Annotated in this window: 14 protein-coding genes; 9 read left to right on the top strand and 5 right to left on the bottom strand. The window is 61.8% G+C overall.

Annotated elements, in window-relative coordinates; genetic code table 11:
- Position 1: 1 nt before the first annotated feature.
- The 4 genes from glgX to treY are packed head-to-tail and all read left to right on the top strand — an operon-like array spanning position 2 to position 8,284.
- Positions 2-2,077 (top strand): glycogen debranching protein GlgX, encoded by a 2,076-nt coding sequence (gene glgX / locus GNP00_RS09090; protein WP_011581994.1) that lies wholly within the window; start codon positions 2-4, stop codon positions 2,075-2,077.
- Positions 2,074-3,897, top strand: coding sequence for a malto-oligosyltrehalose trehalohydrolase (gene treZ / locus GNP00_RS09085; protein WP_011581993.1), 1,824 nt, complete (start codon positions 2,074-2,076; stop codon positions 3,895-3,897). The genes glgX and treZ overlap by 4 nt, the downstream gene beginning before the upstream one ends.
- Positions 3,894-5,717: a 4-alpha-glucanotransferase gene (malQ, locus tag GNP00_RS09080; protein WP_011581992.1), complete on the top strand. Its 1,824-nt coding sequence runs from the start codon at positions 3,894-3,896 to the stop codon at positions 5,715-5,717. Before treZ ends, malQ begins: the two co-directional genes overlap by 4 nt.
- On the top strand, positions 5,714-8,284 hold the full coding sequence (treY, locus tag GNP00_RS09075; protein ID WP_011581991.1) for a malto-oligosyltrehalose synthase: 2,571 nt from the start codon (positions 5,714-5,716) through the stop codon (positions 8,282-8,284). Before malQ ends, treY begins: the two co-directional genes overlap by 4 nt.
- Before the next feature lie 58 nt (positions 8,285-8,342).
- Here the strand turns inward: treY and GNP00_RS09070 are convergent, their stop codons facing one another.
- Both GNP00_RS09070 and GNP00_RS09065 read right to left on the bottom strand, forming a co-directional pair.
- A complete protein-coding gene (locus tag GNP00_RS09070; RefSeq protein WP_011581990.1) occupies positions 8,343-8,621 on the bottom strand; it encodes a DUF2934 domain-containing protein in 279 nt (92 codons plus the stop codon).
- 129 nt (positions 8,622-8,750) lie between these two features.
- Entirely contained in the window at positions 8,751-9,878 is a 1,128-nt protein-coding gene (locus tag GNP00_RS09065; protein WP_011581989.1) for an S-(hydroxymethyl)glutathione dehydrogenase/class III alcohol dehydrogenase, read from the bottom strand.
- 290 nt (positions 9,879-10,168) lie between these two features.
- On the opposite strand from GNP00_RS09065, the gene GNP00_RS09060 reads away from it, so the two are divergent.
- Both GNP00_RS09060 and GNP00_RS09055 read left to right on the top strand, forming a co-directional pair.
- Positions 10,169-12,037 (top strand): ABC transporter transmembrane domain-containing protein, encoded by a 1,869-nt coding sequence (locus GNP00_RS09060; protein WP_011581988.1) that lies wholly within the window; start codon positions 10,169-10,171, stop codon positions 12,035-12,037.
- Positions 12,037-13,950 carry an ABC transporter ATP-binding protein gene (locus tag GNP00_RS09055; protein WP_011581987.1) on the top strand — a complete coding sequence of 638 codons (1,914 nt, stop codon included), beginning with the start codon at positions 12,037-12,039 and terminating at the stop codon, positions 13,948-13,950. The genes GNP00_RS09060 and GNP00_RS09055 overlap by 1 nt, the downstream gene beginning before the upstream one ends.
- A gap of 105 nt (positions 13,951-14,055) precedes the next feature.
- Here the strand turns inward: GNP00_RS09055 and GNP00_RS09050 are convergent, their stop codons facing one another.
- A complete protein-coding gene (locus GNP00_RS09050) occupies positions 14,056-15,681 on the bottom strand; it encodes an MFS transporter (protein WP_011581986.1) in 1,626 nt (541 codons plus the stop codon).
- A 229-nt stretch (positions 15,682-15,910) separates the two neighbouring features.
- Between GNP00_RS09050 and GNP00_RS09045 the strand changes: the two genes are divergently transcribed.
- Both GNP00_RS09045 and ilvD read left to right on the top strand, forming a co-directional pair.
- Positions 15,911-18,451, top strand: coding sequence for a heavy metal translocating P-type ATPase (locus GNP00_RS09045; protein WP_166015944.1), 2,541 nt, complete (start codon positions 15,911-15,913; stop codon positions 18,449-18,451).
- A gap of 347 nt (positions 18,452-18,798) precedes the next feature.
- Positions 18,799-20,634 (top strand): dihydroxy-acid dehydratase, encoded by a 1,836-nt coding sequence (ilvD, locus tag GNP00_RS09040; protein WP_011581984.1) that lies wholly within the window; start codon positions 18,799-18,801, stop codon positions 20,632-20,634.
- A gap of 97 nt (positions 20,635-20,731) precedes the next feature.
- Here ilvD and GNP00_RS09035 read toward each other — a convergent pair whose 3' ends face one another.
- Positions 20,732-20,953, bottom strand: a complete 222-nt coding sequence (locus tag GNP00_RS09035) for a hypothetical protein (RefSeq protein WP_011581983.1) — start codon at positions 20,951-20,953, stop codon at positions 20,732-20,734.
- A gap of 202 nt (positions 20,954-21,155) precedes the next feature.
- Here GNP00_RS09035 and hydA point away from each other — a divergent pair, with 202 nt between their 5' ends.
- A complete protein-coding gene (gene hydA, locus GNP00_RS09030; protein WP_011581982.1) occupies positions 21,156-22,613 on the top strand; it encodes a dihydropyrimidinase in 1,458 nt (485 codons plus the stop codon).
- Positions 22,614-22,886: 273 nt separating this feature from the next.
- Here hydA and GNP00_RS09025 read toward each other — a convergent pair whose 3' ends face one another.
- Positions 22,887-23,873, bottom strand: a complete 987-nt coding sequence (locus GNP00_RS09025) for a LysR family transcriptional regulator (protein WP_011581981.1) — start codon at positions 23,871-23,873, stop codon at positions 22,887-22,889.
- Between the last annotated feature and the right edge of the window lie 25 nt (positions 23,874-23,898).

The raw sequence follows: 23,898 nt of genomic DNA, 5'->3' as shown, positions 1-23,898 counted from the left end.
CGTGCGTGTAGAAATTGGCCTTCCATACCCGCTCGGCGCGACATGGGACGGGTCGGGCGTCAATGTCGCCGTCTTCTCGGCCCATGCCGAAAAGATCGAGCTTTGCCTTTTCGACGCCCAGGGGCGGCGGGAAATACGCCGCATTCCCTTACCCGAGTACACGCATGAGGTTTGGCACGGATATTTTCCGGACATGCGGCCGGGACAGGTCTACGGACTGCGAGCCTACGGCCCATACGATCCTGCAAACGGCCACCGCTTCAATCCCAACAAGCTTCTGATCGATCCTTACGCGAAACAGCTCTTGGGCGATATCCGCTGGCACGACGCCTGCTTCGGCTACCGCGTGGGAGGCGCGCGGCAGGACCTCGCGATAGACCGTCGCGATTCGGCTTTTGTCATGCCGAAATGCGTGGTGACCGATACGGCGGCCACCTGGGGCAATGATGTGCGCCCGCACCGGCCCTGGGAAGAGACGATCATCTATGAGGCCCATGTGAAGGGCATGACCGCGCTGCATCCGGACGTGCCGGAGCAATTCCGCGGCACGTTCGGCGGCCTGGCCGACTCCCGTGTCATCGATTATCTCGTCAAACTCGGCATAACGGCGATTGAGCTCCTGCCCGTGCAGGCCTTCTTCGACGACCGGTATCTTGTGGAAAAGCGCCTCACGAATTACTGGGGCTACAATACGATCGGCTTTTTCGCGCCGACACCGCGCTACATCTCACCGAGAGGCGGACTGCACGAGTTCAAGCGCATGGTGCGCAAGCTCCACGAAGCGGGCATCGAGGTGATCCTCGACGTGGTTTATAACCATACGGCGGAAGGCAATGAGCTCGGCCCCACGCTTTCCTTCCGCGGGCTCGACAATGCCAGCTACTACATCCTGGGTGACGACCCCCGCTACTACTACGACACCACGGGCTGCGGAAATACGCTCAATCTCAAGCATCCGCGCGTGCTGCAGATGGTGATGGATTCTCTCCGCTATTGGGTCGAGGAGTGCCATGTGGACGGCTTCCGGTTCGACCTTGCAACAGCCCTGGGGCGTGAGCGGGACAATTTCGAGCCGTCCTCGGTCTTCTTCGACACGGTGCGGCAGGATCCCGTCCTTTCGCGCGTGAAGCTCATCGCGGAGCCTTGGGATCTCGGCCCGGACGGCTATCAGCTTGGCAATTTTCCTCCCGGCTGGGGAGAGTGGAACGGCGCCTACCGCGACTGGGTGCGCAGCTTCTGGCGCGGCGACGAGCGGGTGGCGCCGGACCTTGCGAGCGGGCTTCTGGGATCCGCCGCCATGTTCGACCGGCGCGGCCGCAGACCTTGGGCAAGCGTGAACTTCATCACCGCCCATGACGGTTTCACGCTTCACGATCTTTACGCCTATAACGAGCGCCACAACGAAGCGAACCTGGAGGACAACCGCGACGGCCACAGCGACAACAGGAGCTGGAATTGCGGCGCCGAGGGGCCGACGGACGACGAGACCATCAAGGCGCTGAGGGCCAAGATGCGCCGCAATGCGATAGCGACGCTTCTCCTGTCGCAGGGGACTCCCATGGTGCTGATGGGCGATGAGGTTGGCCGCACGCAGAACGGGAATAACAACGCTTACTGCCAGGACAATGAGATAAACTGGCTGGCTTGGGAAAATCGCGATCCCGATGATGAAGCCTTTCTCCAGTTCGTCCGGCGGCTCATTGCCTATCGCCGCGCCCATCCACGGCTTCGGCTCAAAAATTTCCTGCACGGCAATGTCGTTGCGGGGAAATATCGCGACGTTTCGTGGCTGCGGCCGACCGGCGAGCCGATGACCGACGAGGACTGGAGCGATCCGGGCTTCAAAAGCTTCGGCTTGATGCTCTGCGACGAGCGCGGCACCTGTATCCTGATCTTGATCAACGGCTTTCATGAGCCGTTGGGTTTCAGTCTTCCCCGTGAATTGGGCGCTGCCGGCTGGAAGATGATCATGCGTACCGATACCGGCCAATGGCCGGTCTGGGAGGCCATGCGTTCTCCGCACACGCTGGAACTCGCCGACCGTTCGATGGTTGTGCTGGAAGGCCGTGTACGATGACCCACACAACTTTCCAGACACGCTGGGGCGCTCAGCTCCAGGATGACGATACCGCTCTTTTCCGCCTCTGGGCGCCGGCGGCGGACCAACTTCGCCTGCGCTTTGGAGGGGGCGAAGAGCGCGCGATGGAGCGCGGCCAAGGCGGCTGGTTCGAATTGGAAATCGGTGGCCTCGCGGCAGGGACACCGTACCAGTTCGTGCTGCCCGACGGCACTGCGGTGCCGGACCCTGCCTCCCGTGCACAGGCGGGTGACGTGCATGGACCAAGCCTGTTGACGAGCCGCGATTTCAATTGGGGTGTGAAGGATTGGAAGGGGCGGCCCTGGGAAGAGGCGGTCGTTTATGAGCTTCATCCTGGCACATTTTCCCCGGAAGGCGGCTCCGGCGGCATCCGGCGCAAGCTCGATTACCTGGCCGAAGTCGGGTTCACGGCGATCGAGATCATGCCGGTCGCGCAGTTTTCCGGCAATCGCGGCTGGGGCTATGACGGCGTGCTCCCCTATTGCCCGCATTCGGCCTATGGAGGCGTGGCCGGCCTGAAGGAACTCGTTGATGCCGCGCATGAGCGCGGGCTGATGATGATCCTGGATGTGGTCTACAACCACTTTGGCCCTGACGGGAATTATCTCAGCCTCTATGCGCCCGATTTCTTCGATCCCTCGCGGGATACGCCATGGGGACCGGCCATCCGTTTCGAGGAGCCGGCGGTGCGTGCCTTCTTCCTCGACAATCCGATTTACTGGCTGGAGGAGTTCCGCTTCGACGGACTGCGCTTCGATGCGATCGACCAGATAAAGGACAGAAGCGAGACACCCATTCTTCAGGAGATCGCACGCGCAATTCGTTCGCGATATCCGGACCGGCACATTCATCTCATGACAGAGGATGAGCGCAACATCGTGGAACTCCATCCGCGCGACGATGCGAACCGTCCCATCCTCTTCACGGCGGAGTGGAACGATGATTTCCATCATGCCGCGCATTGCGTCGCGACGGGGGAGGATACCGGTTACTATGCCGCCTTCGCCGACGATCCCGCCGGCCACCTCGCGCGGGCGCTGGCGGAAGGTTTCTGCTACCAGGGCGAGCCCTACGCGCCGCGGGAGGGAAAGCCGCGGGGCGTGCCGAGCGCCGGACAACCACCCGCGGCCTTCGTCGATTTCCTGCAAAACCATGATCAGATCGGCAACCGCGCCTTTGGAGAACGGCTGACTGCGCTAGCAGATGCCGATACGGTCGAGCTTCTGACGGCTGTGCTCTTGCTCAATCCGCAGATCCCGCTCGCTTTCATGGGGGAGGAATTCGGCGAGACCAACCCGTTTCTCTTTTTTACCGACTTTCACGGTGATCTTGCGAAGGCAGTGCGGGAGGGGCGCCGGCACGAATTCAAGGATTTCGGGCACTTCAGCGGCGAACAGGCAGAGCAGATCCCCGATCCCAACGCGCTCTCCACCTTCGAGGCCTCCATGCTGGATTGGGACCGGGTGGAAACGGAAGCAGGTCGGAAGCGCCTTGATCTTTTCCGGCGGCTTCTACAGGTCCGCAAAGTCCATCTTCTGCCGCACCTGTCGGACATGACATCCATGCAGGGTCATTCGACACGGCTTGGCGAAAAGGCGTTGTCCGTGCGCTGGCGCATGAGCGATCGCGTATTGGTCATGGCGGCAAATTTCGGCACCGCTGCCGTCGATACCGCTGATGGTTTCGTGGGCTGCAAAGCGATCTACGAGAGCAGGAAGGGCGTTGAGGCAGCGCTGCTCCAGGGAGAATTGCCCGAACGAAGCGTTGCAGTTCTCATTACAGAGGAAGCCGGCACATGAGCGAGGAAGTTGACCGGCTGGCAGCCGCGCACGGTGTCCTGCGCTCCTATCGCGCGCTGGACGGAACCATCTCGCGCGCATCGGATGATGCCGTACAGGCGATCCTGAATATTCTGGGCGTGGAGGAAGGTGCCGCGCCTCAGGCTGCCGCAGCATCCGGCCCGTTTCCTCCGCCGCCTCAGGCTGCCGAAGGCGCCGCGTGTTTTCTTCCCGATTTTCTGCAACAGGGCAGGGCGTGGGGCGTCACCTGCCAGCTCTACGGACTGCGGTCCCACCGCAACTGGGGCATCGGCGATTTTGAGGATCTGGCGCGTCTTGGCGAGCTCGTGGCACGAATGGGAGCCGATTTTCTGGGCGTCAATCCCTTGCATGCGCTCTTCCTGGCAGAACCGCAGAAGGCGAGCCCGTTTTCGCCGAGCGACCGGAATTTTCTAAACCCGCTCTATATCGCCGTCGATCAGGTGGAGGGGTTCGACCCCGGCTTGGATCTGGACGAGAGCGCTCTTGCTTTGTTGAGGGAGAGCAAACTGGTCGATCACAAGGCCGTGGCGGACCACAAGCTTTCGGTGCTGCGCGGGATTTACGAGCGGACGCGAGGGACTGACGGGCAAGGACTCGACGCTTTCAAGGAGCGCGGCGGAGAGGCGCTGTGGCGCTATGGTCTGTTCGAGGCGATCAGCCTGGAAATGGTACGCCGCGGCATCGGTACCGGCTGGCATCCCTGGCCAGAGGCGTTCAAGGATCCCGCTAGCGAGGCGGTGGGACAGTTCGCGCGGGAGCACCAGGGGGAGATCGAGTTTCTTGTCTGGTTGCAGTGGGTGGCGGACCGGCAATTGGAGCAGGCTTCAAAGCGGCTGCAAGCCGCCGGGATGCGCATAGGGCTTTATCTCGACCTTGCCGTGGGCACCGCGCCCGATGGTGCGGCCACATGGAGCGACCGCACGCTGACCGTGGTCGGGGCGGAGATCGGTGCGCCGCCGGATATGTTCAATCCGGAAGGCCAGCGCTGGGGTCTGGCGCCGTGGTCGCCTTCCGAGATCGCTGCTCGGGAATTCCGGCCGGTGCGCCGCTCCTACGAGGCAATCCTGCGGCATGCGGGGGCTCTCAGGATCGACCATGCAATGGGGCTTTACCGGCTTTTCTGGATCCCGGACGGCTTTCCCGCAGGGGAGGGCGCTTACGTGATTTATCCGATGCCGGACGTGGTTCGCGTTCTGGCCGAGGTATCGCAAGGATCGAGAGCGCTTATCATCGGCGAGGATCTGGGGGTGGTGCCGGAGGGTTTTCGCGAGCAGATGGACCGTGCAAACCTGCTGGGCTACCGCATCTTCTATTTCGAGCGGGACGATCATAATTTTGTTCCGCCCGAACGCTGGCCGCGATCGGCCTTGGCCTGCGTCGGGAGCCACGACACCAACACGCTCGCCGGCTGGTGGACAGGCAGCGATATCGATGAGCGCCAGCGGATAGGCCTTTATGACGAGGAAGCAGCGCGTAAGGAGCGCGAGCGCAGGCAGCGGGAAAAAAGCCAGGCGATAGAAATACTGCGCGCCCGCGGCCAACCGGAGATCGGCGAAGAATTCAATGAAAGCGTCGCGGCCGGCATTCATCGGCTGGTGGCGTCTTCGCCTTCGCGCCTCGTTGCCGCCCAGATGGAAGATCTGCTTGGATTGGCGGAGCAGTCGAACATACCTGGAACCGTGGACGAACATCCCAACTGGCGGCGGAAGCTTCCCGTCTTCATCGAGGAACTGGAGAGCGCTTCGATGCTGCGTGCCGTCATCGGCGCAATCCGGGAAGAAAGGCCGCGCGGTACATGACAATCCCGTGCGCCACCTATCGGCTGCAATTCCGTGAAGGAATGACCTTCGAAAGAGCGGCGGAGATCGTGCCCTATCTGGCCGAGCTCGGCGTTAGCCACGTCTATGCCTCGCCCATTTTCACCGCCGCGTCCGGCTCGACACATGGCTATGACGTAGCAGACCACCAGGAGCTCGATCCCGTGCTCGGCGGGGTGGAGGGCTTTGCCTTGCTGGCGAAGGCGTTGAAGGAGCACGGACTCGGGCTGCTCCTGGACATCGTGCCCAACCATATGGCGGTCTCGACGGTCAATCCCTGGTGGCGGGATGTGCTGAAACACGGCCCGGAAAGCCGCTTTGCCAGTCATTTCGACATAAACTGGCAGGCTCCAAAGCTGCTTCTTCCTGTTTTGGGCGAGCCCTATGGCGAGGCGCTGAGAGAGGGAAAGCTCGTGCTCAGGATGGACGAGGAAACCGGCGAGCCGGTCTTTGGCTATTACGACCTCTCGCTCCCCCTTTCGCCGGAAACCCTTTCTCTCCTCTTGCAGGACGGGGATGCCGGCGATGCCGAAGCCCTCGCTCTAACATTGCAAAAAGCGAATGAAGACAAGGACCTCCTGCACCGGGTTCATGAAGCGCAAAGCTGGCGGCTCGCCTATTGGCGCCTGGCGCGCGAGGCGCTCACCTATCGCCGTTTCTTCGAGATAGCGGATCTGATCGGCGTAAGGGTGGAAGATCCGGCGGTCTTCGCCGATGTGCACAAGCTGCCGCTGCGGCTCGTCAAGGAAGGGATCGTCGACGGCCTGCGCATAGATCACATCGACGGGCTTGCCGATCCGAAGGGCTACTTGGCGGCGCTGCGGAAGGCTTCGGGACTCGAATATGTGCTGGTGGAAAAAATCCTCGGACCGGATGAGGACCTGCGGCCAGAGTGGCGCTGCGCCGGAACCACCGGCTACGAGGTGGCGCGGCTGATCACGGCCTTGCAGGTGGAGCCTAGCCAGCGCGAGGCGATGGATAAAGGCTGGAGCCGCTTTACGGGCAATGACGCCCAGTTCTCGAGCCAGGTGCTTGCCGCCAAGCGGCGTATCCTGACCGTCAATCTCGCCGGCGAGCTGGACGGGCTCGTCCGCCTTGCCGAAGCGATTGCCATTGAGGATATCGCCACGCGCGATTTCGGCCGCGATGCCCTGCGGCTTGCGATCGTGGAGCTTGCCTCCGCCATGCCCGTCTACCGGACCTATATCGACAAGGACGGCGCCTCAGAGGAGGATCGGGCGCTGATGGAGAAAGCCGTCAGCCGAGTGGAGCGCGGACGCGAGGTGGAGGACGATCGCGTGATCGCCTTCATCGCCTCGCTGCTTCTCGATCCCACGAAGGGGTCGAAGATGCGAGCGGAATTCATCACCCGGTTCCAGCAGACGACCGGGCCTCTGATGGCGAAGGCGGTCGAGGATACGGTGTTCTATCGGTTCAACCGGCTGATCGCGCTTAACGAAGTGGGGGCGGAGCCGGATGAGTTCGGCCTTGGTCCGGAAACCTTCCACGACGCCATGACCAAACGTGCCGAAAGCTGGCCGCATGCGCTTTCGGCGACTGCCACGCATGATACGAAGCGAGGCGAGGACGCACGCGCCCGGCTTGCCGTCATCAGCGAGATGCCGCAGGAGTGGGCGGCCGCCGTATCGCGCTGGCATGAAGCCGCGGAGGAGTTGCGGATAGAGCTGCCACGCGGGGCAGCGCCGACGCCCGGCACCGAATGGCTGCTTTATCAGGCGCTGGCTGGAGCTTGGCCCGCGGACCTTTCGCTACAGGACGAGGAAGGTCTTCAGGAGTTGGCCGAGCGTCTCGTCGCCTTCATGACCAAAGCCCTGCGGGAGGCCAAACGGCAGACGAGCTGGACCGACCAGAACGAGCCCTACGAGACGGCGGTCGAAAACTACGTGCGCGGAATTTTCGCGCCGGAACGCCGCAGCTTCCTTCGGGAGGTCCGTGCAATCGTCGCGGTCATCGAGCCCGCTGGCATTGTCAACAGCCTGGCGCAGCTGGTGATGAAACTTACCCTGCCAGGGGTGCCGGATATCTATCAGGGATGCGAACTTCTCGACTACAGCATGGTCGATCCCGACAACCGCCGGCCGGTCGACTTCGAACTGCGGCGGATGCTCCTTCATGAGGTGCGGGACATGCCGGCAGCCGAAGCCATGGACCGATGGAGAGAAGGCTTGCCGAAGCTGTGGCTTCTCCATCGCCTGCTGCGGCTTCGGCGCGCGCATGCGGATATTTTCAACCACGGCGGTTACGAACCGGTGGAGATCGCGGGCGATGAAAACATGCACGCCATCGCCTATGCGCGGGTTCTTGAGGGCCGGCGGGTGGTGGTCGCCGTACCACGCATCGTGCTTAGGCATTGCGAGCCCGGCCGCTCGTCCTGGATCAGCAGCGCCTTCGGACGCACAATGCTACAGCTTCCCGCCACTTCTTCGGGACATTACAGGACGTTGACCGGCCAGGCGCTGGACAAGCTTGAATTACCGCTCTCCATGCTCTGGGACGAGCTGCCGGTGGCGGTTCTTGAATCAACCTAGATCATTTCAGCGCTCACGAAGCCCCGAAATTTAAGGGTTTTATTGCGCCCGGAGGCGGCTAAGTTGCTTTCTTGGCGCGCTTGTTTGTTCCGCCGTTATTCTTGCGGTTGCCGTTGTTGCGCCGCGACGGCTCGGAGCCGGCTTCCTCCGCTTGCGGGAAATCCTCGGGCATTGGCGGGATATCGGCATCGTCAGGGGATGCATGCCCCCCTTCTTCGGCCTCGACCTCGCGCGCGGCCTGCACCCAGTGATCCCACTCGCGGCCTTGCGGGCGACCTTCCTGCTCCCACAACTCGTAGGCGCGGCGCCGAATCCTGTCTTCCTTTTCGGATGTCATGATCGTCCCTCCATTTGCCGCAAAACCCAAATGCCCGGCACATGGTTCCGAGGATCACACTTTCTTGCATTGCCCCCGAACCGGCAGATGGCGCGGGGGCAATCCGGGAGGGCCGGCTGCTCTAATCAATCAATAGACGACAACGCTGCGGATGCTCTCGCCGGAATGCATGAGGTCGAAGCCCTTGTTGATCTCGTCAAGCGAAAGAATATGCGTGATCATGGGGTCGATCTCGATCTTGCCGTCCATATACCAGTCGACGATCTTCGGCACGTCGGTGCGCCCACGCGCGCCGCCGAAGGCCGTGCCCTTCCACACGCGCCCGGTGACAAGCTGGAAGGGCCGGGTGGAGATTTCCTGGCCGGCGCCGGCCACCCCGATGATGATCGACTCGCCCCAGCCGCGATGGGCGGCTTCAAGCGCTTGGCGCATGACAGTCACATTGCCCGTGCAGTCGAAGGTGTAATCGGCCCCGCCGATCGTGTCGGCGCCGCGTTTGGTGAGGTTCACGAGATAGGGGACGAGGTCGCCTCCCACCTCCTTCGGATTGACGAAATGCGTCATGCCGAAGCGTTCGCCCCATTCCTTCTTGTCGTTGTTGAGATCGACGCCGATGATCATATCGGCACCGGCGAGCTTCAGCCCCTGGATGACGTTCAGGCCGATGCCTCCGAGCCCGAAGACGATCGCCGTCGATCCGATCTCCACCTTGGCCGTGTTGATGACGGCGCCTATGCCGGTGGTCACGCCGCAGCCGATATAGCAAATCTTGTCGAAAGGAGCGTCGGGATTGACCTTCGCCACCGCTATCTCGGGCAGAACCGTGAAATTGGAGAAGGTGGAGCAGCCCATGTAGTGGTGCACCTTCTCGCCATTGAGCGAAAAGCGCGAGGTGCCGTCGGGCATCAGGCCTTGGCCCTGGGTAGCGCGGATAGCCGTGCAGAGATTGGTCTTGCGTGACAGGCAGGAGGGGCACTGGCGGCACTCTGGCGTGTAGAGCGGGATGACGTGATCGCCCTTCTTGACGCTGGTGACGCCCGGTCCGACATCGACCACCACACCCGCCCCCTCATGGCCGAGGATGGCCGGAAACAGGCCTTCGGGATCGGCGCCGGAGAGGGTGAAGTCATCCGTATGGCAGATGCCGGTTGCCTTCACCTCGACCAGCACCTCCCCTTCGCGCGGGCCGTCGAGATCAACTTCCATGATCTCAAGGGGCTTTCCCGCGGCAACAGCTACGGCGGCGCGTGTTCTCATCGATTTGTTCTCCCTTGGTCTCTTACGGTCTGACGGGCCAGCCTGCAAAATGCGTCGTAAGTGTTTTACATGCTTCAGTCGCTCATTCCAGACAAGTCCTTGGAATTTGCCGGAGTGGGCAACGGCCCCTCGGACCCGAGGATCTTCGCCGGCTGGCGGAAATCGGGCATATATCGAGGGAAAATACTTGAAATACCACGGCATTGCCCTATTCCGAGAAGAACTTCATCGACGGCGAGTCGTCTGGCCCGCCGCCGTCGGATTAGGCACAATCAGTCTGGATTTTCATTGTGAGCAGCGAAGCCATTGGCAGCGCGACGAAGCGTCGAGACGCGCTTGCACATGTGAAGGCGGCGAACTGGGGCAAGGGCCTTAGCACGCTCGCTCGCATAACGCGCATGAACCTGCGGCACCCCTGGCAGGCTGCATTTGCCATTGGCTCGACCATCATCGCGGCGAGCCTGCAGTTGCTTATTCCGCAGCTTCTGGGCCATGCCGTCGACCAGACGCAGACCGCCTTTGCCGGAGGCACCGCCGGACAAGCCGCGGAGCAGGCGCTTTGGACCTCCGCCCTGCTTCTTCTGGTGGTCAGCACGCTGCGCGGCCTGTTCACCATGTCGCAGAACTATTTCGCGGAGGCGGTGGGCCATCATATCGGTTATGAGTTGAGGCTCGCCTGCTACGAGAAGATCCAGCGGCTGTCCTTTTCCTTCCACGATCAGGTGCATTCGGGTGATCTCATCACCATCGGCATGCTCGATCTGGAAGGTGTGCGGATGTACTTCTCCACCGGCCTGGTGCGGGCAGTGCTGCTTTCCATGCTGATCGGCATCGGCGCCTATCTGCTGCTTTCGACGGATCTGGTGCTCGGGCTTTTGGCCCTGAGCTTCGTGCCTTTCGTGGCATGGCGTTCCTCCGTAACGCGGCTCAGGCTTCGGGCCACCTGGCTTGATCTGCAGGAGCGATTGTCGGTGCTCAGCCGCGTGATGGAGGAGAACCTCAGCGGCATCCGCGTGGTGCGCGCTTTTGCGAGCCAGGCCTATGAGATGGTGAAGTTCGATCGCGCTTCGGCGGATGCGCTCGAGCTTGCGCATGAGCGCGTTAATATCCGCGTGCGCAACACCTCGGCCATGACGTTTTCTTTCTTCTTGGCCATGATGCTGGTTCTGCTCTTCGGCGGCAGGAAGGTGATTGCGGGCGAGATCAGCGTCGGCACGCTGACAACGTTTCTCACCTTCATGACGATCCTGCAAATGCCCGTCCGCCAAATCGGCCTGATGGTGAATTCCTTCGCACGCGCTTCCACCTGCGGTTCGCGCCTCTTCGACCTCCTGGACATGGATGTCGCCATCAAGGATGCACCGGATGCGAAGCCGCTGGAAATCACGGAAGGTACGCTGCGGTTCGAGAATGTCTCTTTTGCCTATCCAGCCGCCGAGACCCGGCCGATCCTCAGGAATGTCAGCTTCGAAGCCAGGAAAGGCGAGACGATCGGCATCGTCGGGCCGCCCGGCTCCGGAAAATCGACCATCGCGCATCTCATTCCGCGTTTTTACGACGTGACGGCGGGCCGGGTGATGCTGGACGGGCAAGATGTGCGCAAGGTGACGCTTGGCTCGCTGCGCAAGGAGGTGGCGGTGGTGCAGCAGGACGCGTTCCTGTTCACGACAACCATCGAAAACAACATCGCCTATGGCGATCCATGGGCGCATGAACAGCGCATCGAGCGCGCCAGCGGATATGCCCAGCTCCACAATTACGTGCTCGGACTGCCCGCCGGGTATAAGACTGTGGTCGGCGAGCGCGGTGTTTCCCTTTCGGGCGGGCAGCGCCAGCGGCTCACCATCGCCCGTACCATGATGCTCAGGCCCTCCGTCATCGTCTTCGACGATTCCACCGCCGCGATAGACGCCGCGACCGAGCAGCGTATCCGTTCGGCTATGCGCCAGTTCGCGAAGGACCGGGTGACGATCGTGATTGCCCACAGGCTGAGCTCGCTGATGCACGCCGATCAGATTCTGTTCGTGGAGAATGGGGAAATCGTCGAGCGCGGCACACATGAGGAGCTATTGGCAAAGGGCGGCCGCTACAAAGCGCTCTACGATCTTCAGGTGCGCCCGGGCGACGACGTCTTGAGCGAATACGGGGAGGCGGGCTGATGGCACAGGAGCATGCCGGGGAGCTCGATACCGAAAGCAGCAATATGCGCGAGGATGACCGCCGGCCGCCACGGGCCGTCGTGGGCTCGCATCGCATCGAAGAAGAGATATTCGGAAAGGCCTTCGACAAGAACATCGTCAAGCGAATCTGGGCCTTCGTGGAGCCTTATCGCGGGAAGGTTTTCATCGCGGTGGCGGCGGTTCTGGTCTTCACGGCCATGCAACTCGTCATCCCGCTGATCATTCGTTACGCCATCGACCACGGCATCACGCGGGGCAGCGTCGATCATGCGTCGCTGCTCGCCGCCTGCGGCGTTTTTCTGCTGGCGATCCTGATCAATTATGGCGCGAGCTATACGCAGGAGGTGGTGGTCGGCAAGGTGGCGGAGCATGTGCTTTTCGACATCCGGCGCGCCATGTTCGGGCACCTGCAGAAAGTGTCGCTTTCTTTCATGGACAAGACGGAAGTCGGGCGGCTGATGTCGCGGCTCCAGGGCGATGTCAATTCCATGCAGGAATTCCTGGAGACCTGCGTGCTTTCCATCGGCGATATTGCGCTTCTCTTCGGTATTGTCTTCGTGATGCTGTGGTTCGATTTCCGGCTCGGCCTTCTCACGCTTTCCGTTCTACCCGTCCTCTTTATCGTCCGCCTCTTCTGGCTGCCTCGTGCCCGCAACGCCTTCATGGCCGCTCATGAGACCAATTCGGTCGCCAACGGCGCGCTGGCGGAGGCAATCCACGGCGTGCGTGCCGTGCAGTCCATGGGCCGGCAGCAGGTCAATTTCACGCTCTATGATGACAAGGCCCACGCAAATCTCAGGACGCACCTGACCGCGGCGAGATACGCGCAGGTGATGGTGCCCATTGTTGATTTGCTGACGGGCTTCGCGATGGCCATCGTCATCGTGGTCGGCGGCTCGATGGCGGTGAGCGAGAGCCTGGACATCGGCGTGATGATCGCCTTCCTGTTTTATATCCAGCGCTTCTTCGATCCGATCCGCTCCCTCACGCTGCAATATTCGGTCATGCAGCGGGCCATGGCCTCGGGCAAGCGCCTGACGGACGTGCTCGACGTAAAGGTCGATGTTCAGGACAAGCCGGACGCCAAGGTGCTCTCCTCGGACATGGATGGCTCCGTCGAGTTCAGGAACGTCAGTTTCGGCTATAACCCGAAGCATCCGGTGTTGAGGAACGTGTCATTCCGGGTCAATCCCGGAGAGACGGTGGCTCTGGTGGGGCCGACGGGCTCCGGCAAGTCCAGTTCGATGGCGCTCATTCATCGCTTCTATGACGTGCAGCAGGGCCAGGTTCTGGTGGGCGGGCACGACGTGCGTGATCTGACGCAGGAATCGCTCGGACGGCAGATCGCGATGGTCCTGCAGGAACCATTCCTCTTCACCGGGACCGTGTTTGAGAACATCCGTTACCATAAGGCCGAGGCCACGCGCGAAGATGTGGTCAAAGCCGCCAAGGCAGTCGGCGCGCATGATTTCATCGTGAGCCTTGCCGGCGGTTATGACGCGATGCTGGAGGAGCGCGGCGGCAATCTCTCGCTTGGCCAGCGGCAGTTGATCAGCTTTGCCCGCGCTTTAGTCGCCGACGCAAAGATCCTCGTGCTCGACGAGGCCACCGCCAATATCGACAGCTATACGGAGATGCTGATCCAGAAGGCGCTGGTGAAACTGCTGGAAGGGCGCACCGGTCTCGTGATTGCCCACCGGCTGGCGACGATCCGGGGTGCGGATCGCATTTTAGTATTGCAGAACGGCCAACTGATCGAGACCGGCAATCACGATCAACTGATGGCCACGGGCGGTCTCTACTCCAAGCTCTACAACCTGAATTATGCGTCCTTTGACGATATTCCGGACGATGAACTGCTGGTGTCGGCGCAGAACGGCTCGCAGACATGAGAGAGGCAAGTTAGGCGCTTCTGAATGCCAGTGACTGCTTTTCCGGTTTAGCGGATAGGTTCAGCTCACCAGCGGCAGAATGCTCCAGCCAAGAGCAACATCCCCTCACGGCACCTCCGGATTTTCCTTGATCGGCATGTCATCGCGCAGAGGCACCGTCTGCCGCTCGATCATGCGATGGACCCGCGGAGGGCCCTTGCCGCGATGCAGCTTCCGCAATTCCTCGGAGATCTCCGCATCCGCCTTCGTGCGGCGCAGATTGTGGCGGACATATTCCACCCAGGTCGGCACGTGGTAGGTTTCGGTCCAGATATTCGGGTTTTCCAGATCGCGCAGCAGCCCCCACTGGCGCGCGCCATCGCGAATGCGAATGCGGCGCCGTTCGGCCATCGCCGCCAGGAAAGCAGGCAGATCCTCCTGCGCAATCTCGTAATCCACCATAATCATGATCGGACCGCTGCGCGCCCGTAGATCAAGCCGCAGGGCGGGTTCCTGAAACTCGCCCAACGGGTCGAGATTAAGCCGAGCAAACTCTGGGAGCGCGAAACGCAGGCCGATTGCCGCGCCCAAGACGAGCACAATGGTGGAAGCCATCAGGGCGTTAGCCGGCCCGTAGATCTCCGCCGCTTGCCCCCAGACCCAGCTACCGGCCGCCATGCCGCCAAAGGTGGCCGTCTGATAGATGGAGAGCGCACGTCCCACGACCCAGCGCGGGGTGGAAAGTTGCACCGAGACATTTAAAAGCGAGAGCGCCAGCACCCAGCAAGCGCCGGCGGGCAGCAGGCTGAAGCAGCTCAGCCAAACCTGCCTGCTCAACCCCAGCGTCAGCGCGCATAGGGCAAAGATGACAAATGCGCCCCGCGCGATTGTCTCATTGTTGAACTTTTCGCGGATGCGTGTATTGAGCAGCGCGCCGCCGATGGCGCCAATACCGAAACTGCCAAGCAGCAAGCCGTAGGTAATCGCGCTGCCGCCCACCAGATCGCGCGCGACCAGCGGCAAGAGCGCCAGGATGGCGATGGCTCCCAGGCCGAAGACAAAGCCCCGGAAGATGACCCTGGTCAGGTTCGGCGACATCGCGACATAGCGCAACCCGGCGGAAATGGCGTGCGCGAAAGCCTCGCGCGGCAAGCTCGACGGAAGGCGGCGGTGCTTCCAGCGCATGAGCGCGATGATGAGCGGAATATAGCTCACCGCGTTGAGGGCGAAGGCTGTCGCCGCGCCGGCGACCGCTACGATGAAGCCTCCGATAGCAGGGCCCACGCTGCGCATTATATTGAAGGCCATGCTGTTCAGTGTCACGGCCGCGGGAATATCCTCCTTCGGCACGATGTCGCCCATCGAGGCCTGCCAGGAGGGATTGTGCAGCGCCGTTCCGCAACCGATCAGGAAGGTGAAGGCCAGAAGCAGCCACGGCGTCATCATGCCCGCCATGGCAAAATACGCGAGAACCACTGAAACCAGCATCATGAGCAGTTGCGCCGTGAGCATGATGCGGCGGCGGTCGATGTTGTCGGCAAGCGCGCCCGCGGCAAGGGAGAAGATCATCACGGGCAGGGTCGTGGCCGATTGCACGAGCGCCACCATATCGGCGGAGTCGGCGATCGTTGCCATCAACCATCCCGCGCCCACCGCCTGAACCAAGCCGCCCAGATTGGACACCAGGCTGGCGCTCCACAGAAGCCGGAAATCAATGTTGTGAAAGGGCTTTGCTAGTGGCGATCCGGGCACTTATCTCGACCTTGGAACGTGTTGCTTTGCTATCGGGTTCTGTTTTGCAGCAACGGCGCATCACGATTCACGACTCGCATGCGAAGCGCAATCCCCAATGCAAATAGAGCGCTGGCGGTTGTTGAACCAATAGCCTGTGGCAGCGGCCAAACATGCAGAAGATCTCGAAACTACCTCTTGACCTTCCAGTAACTGGAAGGACTAGGTCTGGTTTCAAAGGAGAATACCGATGAAACATGACCCTCATCACGGGCATGGGGCGCACACCCATGATCACCACAACGATTCCCACACCGGCCAGTGCTGCGGTTCTCACCCGGCGCAGGACCCGGCGACTGAAGTGATCCGCGACCCGGTCTGCGGCATGACCGTGGACCCGAAGGCGGGCAAGCCCACCGCCGAATATGAGGGCCGCAACTTTCATTTTTGCAGCCAGTCCTGCCACGACAAGTTTGTAAAGCAGCCGGAGGAGTATCTTCAGGCAACGGACCCGGTCTGCGGAATGAAAGTGGACAGGGCCAGCGCGAAGCATTTCATGCGGCATGAGGGGCACGGCTATTATTTCTGCTCAGGGAGCTGCAAGGCGAAATTCGAGGCGAAGCCTGAAAGCTATCTTGGCGAGCGGCCTGCGCCGGAGCCCGCGCCGGAGGGCACGCTCTATACCTGCCCCATGCATCCCGAAATCATCCGGGACAAGCCAGGCTCCTGCCCGATCTGCGGCATGGCGCTTGAGCCGATGGGTGTTCCCACCGGCGAGGAGGGGCCGAACCCGGAGCTGGTCGACTTCACGCGCAGGCTGTGGGTGAGCGCGGTGCTTTCCATTCCGCTGCTCCTGCTCGCCATGGGCTCGATGGTCGGGCTTCCCTTCCGCGATTGGATCGGGGAGCGGACGGCTGTCTGGCTTGAGCTTGCCCTTGCCACGCCCGTTGTGGTTTGGGCGGCCATTCCCTTCTTTGAGCGCGGCTACCAATCCATCGTCAATCGCAGCCCGAATATGTGGACGCTGATATCGATCGGCGTGGGAACCGCCTATGTCTACAGCGTGATCGCCACGCTTTTCCCGGGCATCTTCCCGCATCAGTTCCGTGGCCACGGCGGCACGGTGCCGGTCTATTTCGAGACGGCCGCCGTCATCGTTGCGCTCGTTTTCCTCGGGCAGGTGCTGGAGCTTCGGGCGCGCGAGCGCACAGGCTCGGCCATCCGTGCGCTGCTCGACCTCGCGCCGAAGACGGCGCGGCGGCTCAATGATGATGGGTCCGAGACCGATATTCCGCTGGAGGAAGTGCATAGCGGCGACCGCCTGCGCGTCCGCCCCGGCGAAAGCGTGCCGGTGGATGGCACCGTAATCGACGGGCGCTCCTCGGTGGACGAATCTATGATCACCGGCGAGCCCGTGCCGGTTGAGAAGGTGGAAGGCGACCTCCTGACCGGTGGCACGCTCAACAAGAACGGTTCGCTCATAATGCGTGCCGAGAAGGTCGGCAAGGACACGATGCTCTCGCAGATCGTGGAGATGGTCGCGAAGGCACAGCGCTCGCGGGCGCCGATCCAGGGGCTGGCGGATCGGGTCTCCTATTATTTTGTGCCGACCGTGGTGCTCGTCGCCATTATCGCCTTCTTCGTCTGGGCGCTCTTTGGTCCGGCTCCCAGCATGACCTTCGCCATCGTCTCGGCCGTCTCGGTGCTGATCATCGCCTGCCCGTGTGCGCTGGGGCTCGCCACGCCCATGTCCATCATGACGGCAACGGGGCGCGGGGCGCAGGCGGGCGTGCTCATCAAGGATGCGGCGGCGCTGGAACGCTTCGCCAAGGTCGATACGCTCATCATCGACAAGACGGGCACTTTGACCGAAGGCAAGCCGCGGCTGACGGACATGGTCCCCGCCGGGGGCGTGGATCCCACCGAGCTTCTCTCGCTGGCCGCTGGCCTGGAGAAGGGCTCCGAACATCCGCTGGCCGAAGCTATCGTGGAAGGCGCGCGCAAAAAGGGCGCGGCCTTGCCGGACGCCTCGGACTTCGAGGCTGCGACGGGCAAAGGCGTTTCGGGTACGGTTTCCGGCCGCAAGGTGGCGCTCGGCAATCTCTCGATGATGCAGGACCTGTCAGTCGACGTCGCGCCGCTCAGCGCCAGGGCTAACGAGCTGCGCACCGAGGGCAAGACCGTGATGTTCGTGGCGGCCGATGGCAAACTCTTCGGGCTCATCGCGGTGGCCGATCCGATCAAGGAATCGACTGCCGGTGCAATCCGCGCGCTGCATGAGAGCGGGCTGCGGATCATTATGGCGACGGGGGACAACGAGCGCACCGCGAAGGCCGTGGCTCTGAAACTCGGAATCGACGAGGTGCGCGCCGATATGCTGCCAGAGGGCAAGAACAAGCTGGTCGATGAGCTTCGTGCCGGCGGCGCGAAGGTCGCCATGGCCGGCGATGGCGTGAACGACGCGCCCGCACTGGCTGCGGCCGATGTCGGCATCGCCATGGGCACCGGCGCCGACGTGGCGGTGGAAAGCGCCGGCATTACGCTGGTGAAAGGCGATCTCAACGGCATCGTGCGGGCGCGGACATTGGCGCAGGCGACAATCCGCAACATCAAGCAGAACCTGTTCTTCGCCTTCGTCTACAATGCCCTGGGCGTGCCGATTGCCGCTGGCGTGCTCTATCCTCTCTTCGGCATGCTGCTTTCGCCCATGTTTGCGGCGGCGGCGATGAGCCTTTCGTCCGTCTCCGTCATCGCCAACGCGCTGCGGCTGAGAGGGCTCGGGCTGAAATAGTACCCAACGGGGGCGACAATATTTGACCGCTGGTGAGGCGGCAATATTTAGGCATGGATCCTCGGGTCAAGCCCGAGGATGACGAGGTGGAGAGATTTGCGCGGCTCTCCAACGCTGGCGATTGACGGCAGCACTTCTGAAGTCGTCATCCTCGGGCTTTACCCGAGGATCCATGCCTGAACGCTCCCAGAAGGCACAACAGTCAAGCGAGTTGCTTCACTTGGCCGGCATGCTTGCCGGTCAAGCTTGCCTTTCCAGAGCGTGAAGTAGTATCACCGCTTTTCCGGCGGCAGATTACTCCGCCGGTGCCGCACCAGTCCGTTCCCGACCTCAGCTTTGGAAGTACAATGCCCGCTTATCGCTCCCGCACGACAACCCATGGCCGCAATATGGCCGGTGCACGCGGCCTCTGGCGCGCTACCGGCATGAAGGATTCCGATTTCGGCAAGCCGATCATCGCCGTGGTCAATTCCTTCACGCAGTTCGTACCGGGGCACGTGCACCTGAAAGATCTCGGTCAGCTCGTGGCGCACGAGATTGAGGCGGCCGGCGGTGTGGCCAAGGAGTTCAACACGATTGCCGTGGATGATGGCATCGCCATGGGCCATGACGGCATGCTCTATTCGCTGCCCTCGCGCGAACTCATCGCGGACTCGGTCGAATACATGGTGAACGCCCATTGTGCGGACGCCATGGTCTGCATCTCCAATTGCGACAAGATTACGCCGGGCATGCTGATGGCGGCCCTGCGGCTCAATATCCCGGCGGTATTCGTGTCCGGCGGGCCGATGGAGGCGGGCAAGGTTGTCCTTTCCGGTCAGAAACGGGCGCTCGATCTCGTTGACGCCATGGTTGCCGCGGCAGACGACCGCGTGAGCGACGAGGATGTGCAGGTGATCGAACGGTCCGCCTGCCCGACCTGCGGCTCCTGCTCGGGCATGTTCACCGCCAACTCCATGAATTGCCTTACGGAGGCGCTGGGGCTCTCGTTGCCCGGCAACGGCTCGACGCTTGCCACCCATGCCGACCGCCGGCGGCTCTTCGTCGAGGCTGGGCATCTCATCGTCGACCTCGCTCGCCGCTATTACGAACAGGATGACGACAGCGTGCTGCCGCGCAGCATCGCAAGCTTTTCGGCTTTCCAAAATGCGATGACACTCGACATCGCCATGGGCGGCTCCACCAACACCGTGCTTCACCTGCTCGCCGCCGCGCATGAGGCGGAGGTGGACTTCACCATGGAGGAGATAGACCGGCTGTCACGGCGCGTGCCCGTGCTCTGCAAGGTGGCGCCCGCGAAGTCGGACGTGCATATGGAGGACGTGCACCGCGCCGGCGGCATCATGGCGATCCTGGGCGAACTTGACCGGGGAGGCCTCATCAATCGGGACGTGCCGACGGTTCACACGGCAACCCTTGGTCAGGCAATCGAGCATTGGGACATCACACTGACCAAAAGCCAGAAGGTGCGCGACTTCTTCCTTGCTGCGCCGGGCGGCGTGCCCACCCAAGTGGCATTCAGCCAGGATCGGCGGTGGGACGATCTCGACCTCGACCGCCAGAGTGGCGTGATCCGCAGCGCCGAACATCCCTTCTCCAAGGATGGCGGGCTCGCGGTGCTGAAGGGCAATCTCGCCGAGGACGGCTGCATCGTGAAGACGGCCGGGGTTGACGAGTCGATCCTGAAATTTTCCGGTCCGGCGCGCGTGTTCGAGAGCCAGGATTCGGCCGTGCAGGCGATCCTCGCAAACAAGATCAATGCCGGCGACGTGGTCGTGATCCGCTACGAAGGACCGCGTGGTGGGCCGGGCATGCAGGAGATGCTCTATCCCACCAGCTACCTGAAGGCGAAGAGCCTGGGCAAGGATTGCGCGCTGATTACGGACGGGCGTTTCTCGGGCGGCACGTCCGGCCTTTCCATCGGGCACGTCTCTCCTGAGGCCGCCAACGGTGGATTGATCGGGCTGGTGCGTGAGGGCGACCGGATAGAGATCGATATCCCGAACCGGAAGATCCATCTCGCCGTGGACGACGCGGAAATCGCGCGTCGCCGCGCCGCACAGGATGCCAAGGGCTGGAAGCCTGCGGAAAACCGGAAGCGACAGGTCAGCACCGCGCTTAAGGCCTATGCTGCTTTTGCCACAAGCGCGGACAAGGGCGCTGTGCGCAAGCTGCCGGATTGATGAAGGCGCGCCCTGCCAGGGCTACGCCCTGACGGTCTCAGGCCAGCTCCGGATGGAGCTGGCGGCGCGGTAAGTCGCTTTTTGGCGTATGTTCGGTTCAACGCCGATCGGCGGAGGGCGCTTTGCAATCCGCCTCGCCCTTCAAATCCCGCGCCATGCATTCGGCGCGGTCGAAACTCTCGCCGGTGGTTCGAACCGCACTCGCCATCCCTCCCATGCCGCAGCCTGAGAGGGGGATGGCCATCATGGGAAAGAGAACCATCGAGCGGAGAGCAATGCCGCGGGCGTTGCGCGTCTGAAATCTTGCTCCGCCTTTCATTCCTGCACCTGTTTTATGCCTCGTTTCCGATGAGCTAAGGCCATCCCGGCCCGGCTTCAAGCTTAATGCGGGGTGGAAGCGCAGGGTTCTGGCCGTTGGCCCATCAATTCTTCGTTGAGTGTATCCTTCCGCCGGATCTATGATCATCGGTAGCGCCAGAGGGATACCGGCCGGCAGGAACCGGCAAGAAAGAGGAGCGGCCATGTCGATCGTCATCAAAGGTGGAACAATTGTTGCGGCAGATCGCAGCTACGAAGCGGATATCCTCATTGAAGGGGAGACGATAGCCGCAATCGGCAAGGACCTGAAAGGCGACAAGGTGGTTGACGCCGAAGGCGCCTATGTGATGCCGGGCGGCATCGACCCGCACACGCATCTGGAAATGCCGTTCATGGGCACTACCGCCGCCGAGACGTGGGAATCCGGCACCTATGCGGCCATCTCCGGCGGCACGACCATGGTGGTGGACTTTGTCATTCCCGGGCCGGCGGGCATGCTCGCGGCCCTTGATGAGTGGCAGGAGAGGGCGGCGCGCCAGGCCTCGTCCGATTACTCGCTGCATATGTGCGTGACCGGCTGGTCGAAGCAGATTTTCGACGAAATGCCGCTCGTCGTCGAGCGCGGCATCAACACCTTCAAGCACTTCATGGCCTATAAGGGCGCGCTGATGGTGAATGATGACGAGATGTTCGCCTCCTTCCAGCGCTGCGCTGCGCTTGGCGCGCTGCCGCTGGTGCACGCGGAAAACGGCGACATCGTTGCCGCACTCCAGCAGAAGTATCTGCAGGAGGGTATGTCCGGGCCCGAAGCGCACGCCTATTCGCGCCCGCCCGAGGTTGAAGGCGAGGCTACCAACCGCGCCATCATGATCGCGGATGCGGCGGGGGTTCCCGTCTATATCGTGCACACCTCCTGCGAGCAGTCGCACGAGGCGATCCGCCGCGCCCGGCAGAAGGGCATGCGTGTCTATGGCGAGCCTTTGATCCAGCATCTCCTGCTTGATGAATCCGAATACCGCAATCCTGACTGGGAAGAGGCGGCGCGCCGGGTGATGTCGCCGCCCTTCCGTGACAAGCGGCATCAGGACAGCCTTTGGGCTGGACTTGCGGCCGGCTCGCTCCAGGTCGTGGCAACCGATCACGCAGCTTTCACTACGGAGCAGAAGCGTCTGGGTCTCAACGACTTCACCAAGATTCCCAACGGCACCGGCGGGTTGGAGGATCGCATGCCGCTCCTGTGGACGTATGGGGTGAAGACCGGGCGGCTTACGCCCAACGAGTTCGTGGCGGTCACCTCCACCAATATCGCGCAGATTCTCAACATCTATCCGCAGAAGGGCGCGATCCTGCCGGGCTCGGATGCCGACCTCGTGGTGTGGGATCCTTCGAAGTCGAAGACGATCAGCGCTTCGGCGCAGCGTTCGATCATTGACTACAACGTCTTCGAAGGCTTCGAGGTGAACGGTTTGCCGCGCTATACTCTGTCGCGCGGCGAGGTGGTCTATGGCAAGGAGGGCAGCAACGAGCCGCGCCCGGGACGCGGGCGCTATGTTCCCCGCCCTGCTTTCCCGGCCGTCAATAAGGCGCTTTCAACCTGGAAGGAGCTTGTGGCCCCGCGCGCTGTGGAGCGCTCGGCAAAGCATATGCCAATCGGTGTGTAAGCAGTCCTGTTTGCAAGCTGTGCATCCTTGAGAATGCTCTGAGAAGGGCGCGGTTCACCACGATGCGGGGAGGGCCTGGACGGCTTTGACGCGCTCGCCTATCGCTGCCGGCCCCAGTTCTATTCTTGAGGTAAGCGGCTGCCGAAAAATGGTCGGCCCTGGAATTATTGCCGAGAATCCAGTTGGGGTCCGGTCCTTCAGCTTCGATAAAGGCAGGAATCGTGTCTGTGCTTTCGTTGGCGACCAAGCCGGATTACGGGAGTTCCTTCCCGTTTACAGGATTGGCGCTTCCTGAGTGGCGCTTGCATGATGGTTGTCCGTATTCCAGTCCACGCCGCGGAATCTCTTTTCGAGGAAGGACGTAAACGCCTTGACCTTAGGCGTGAGATAGCGCGTGCTTGGATACATGACGTAAATGCCGGCCTCCGGCTGGCTGGTCCAGCCGGGTAACAGGCAGACGAGACCTCCTGACTGAATTCCATCATGGGCGAGATAGCTGGCTATCAGTGCGATACCAAGCCCACCGACGGCAGCCTCGCAGATCGCATCGGAACTGTTGGACACGAAGTTGCCGTTGACTTCGACCACTTCACGCTGTTCGTGCTTCGCAAGCTGCCAATTGCTCCCAGATGACGCGTAATGGCTGAAGCGAAGACAGTTATGATCAGCCAGATCTTGCGGTGTAGCGGGAACACCGTGTTTTGCGATGTACCTCGGCGAGGCTACGAGGACCCGCTTGTTGGAAGCTATTTTCTTGGCAATGAGCCCGGAGCTCGGCAGGGTTCCAGTCCGCACGACGAGATCATAGCCTTCTCCGACGATATCCACGAAACGATCGGAAAAATCCGCTTCGATCTGGAGATTTGGATAAAGATTCAGGAAGGCCGTTATCGTGGAATTGAGGTACAGCCGACCGAGAGCTACCGGCAAACTGACCCGCAGGCAGCCACGGGGCTCGGCATTGAGCGAGCTCACCATCGCATCCATATCCGTCAGATTCTTTAGAAGCGAACGGCATTCCTTCAGATAAAGCTTGCCGGCCTCAGTCAAGGACACGCGACGGGTTGTTCTCGAAAACAGCCTTACTCCGAGAGAATCCTCGAGTTTTGAAACCTGCCTGCTAATGGTGGAGGACTTTAGGTTGAGCTCCTCGGCGGCCTCCGCGAAGCTGAGGTGCTCCGCGACGGAGACGAAGGCGACAATCAGACCAAAGCGATCTGGATCAATCTCATAGCGATGAATAAAGCGGAGTTTCGTCATCGTTCGTCACCTCCATGGTGTTGTG

Source organism: Chelativorans multitrophicus, from assembly GCF_011317445.1.
Taxonomy (GTDB): Bacteria; Pseudomonadota; Alphaproteobacteria; order Rhizobiales; family Rhizobiaceae; genus Chelativorans; species Chelativorans multitrophicus.
The sequence above is the reverse complement of the archived record's forward strand: the minus strand, read 5'-3'. Positions and strand labels throughout refer to the sequence as shown.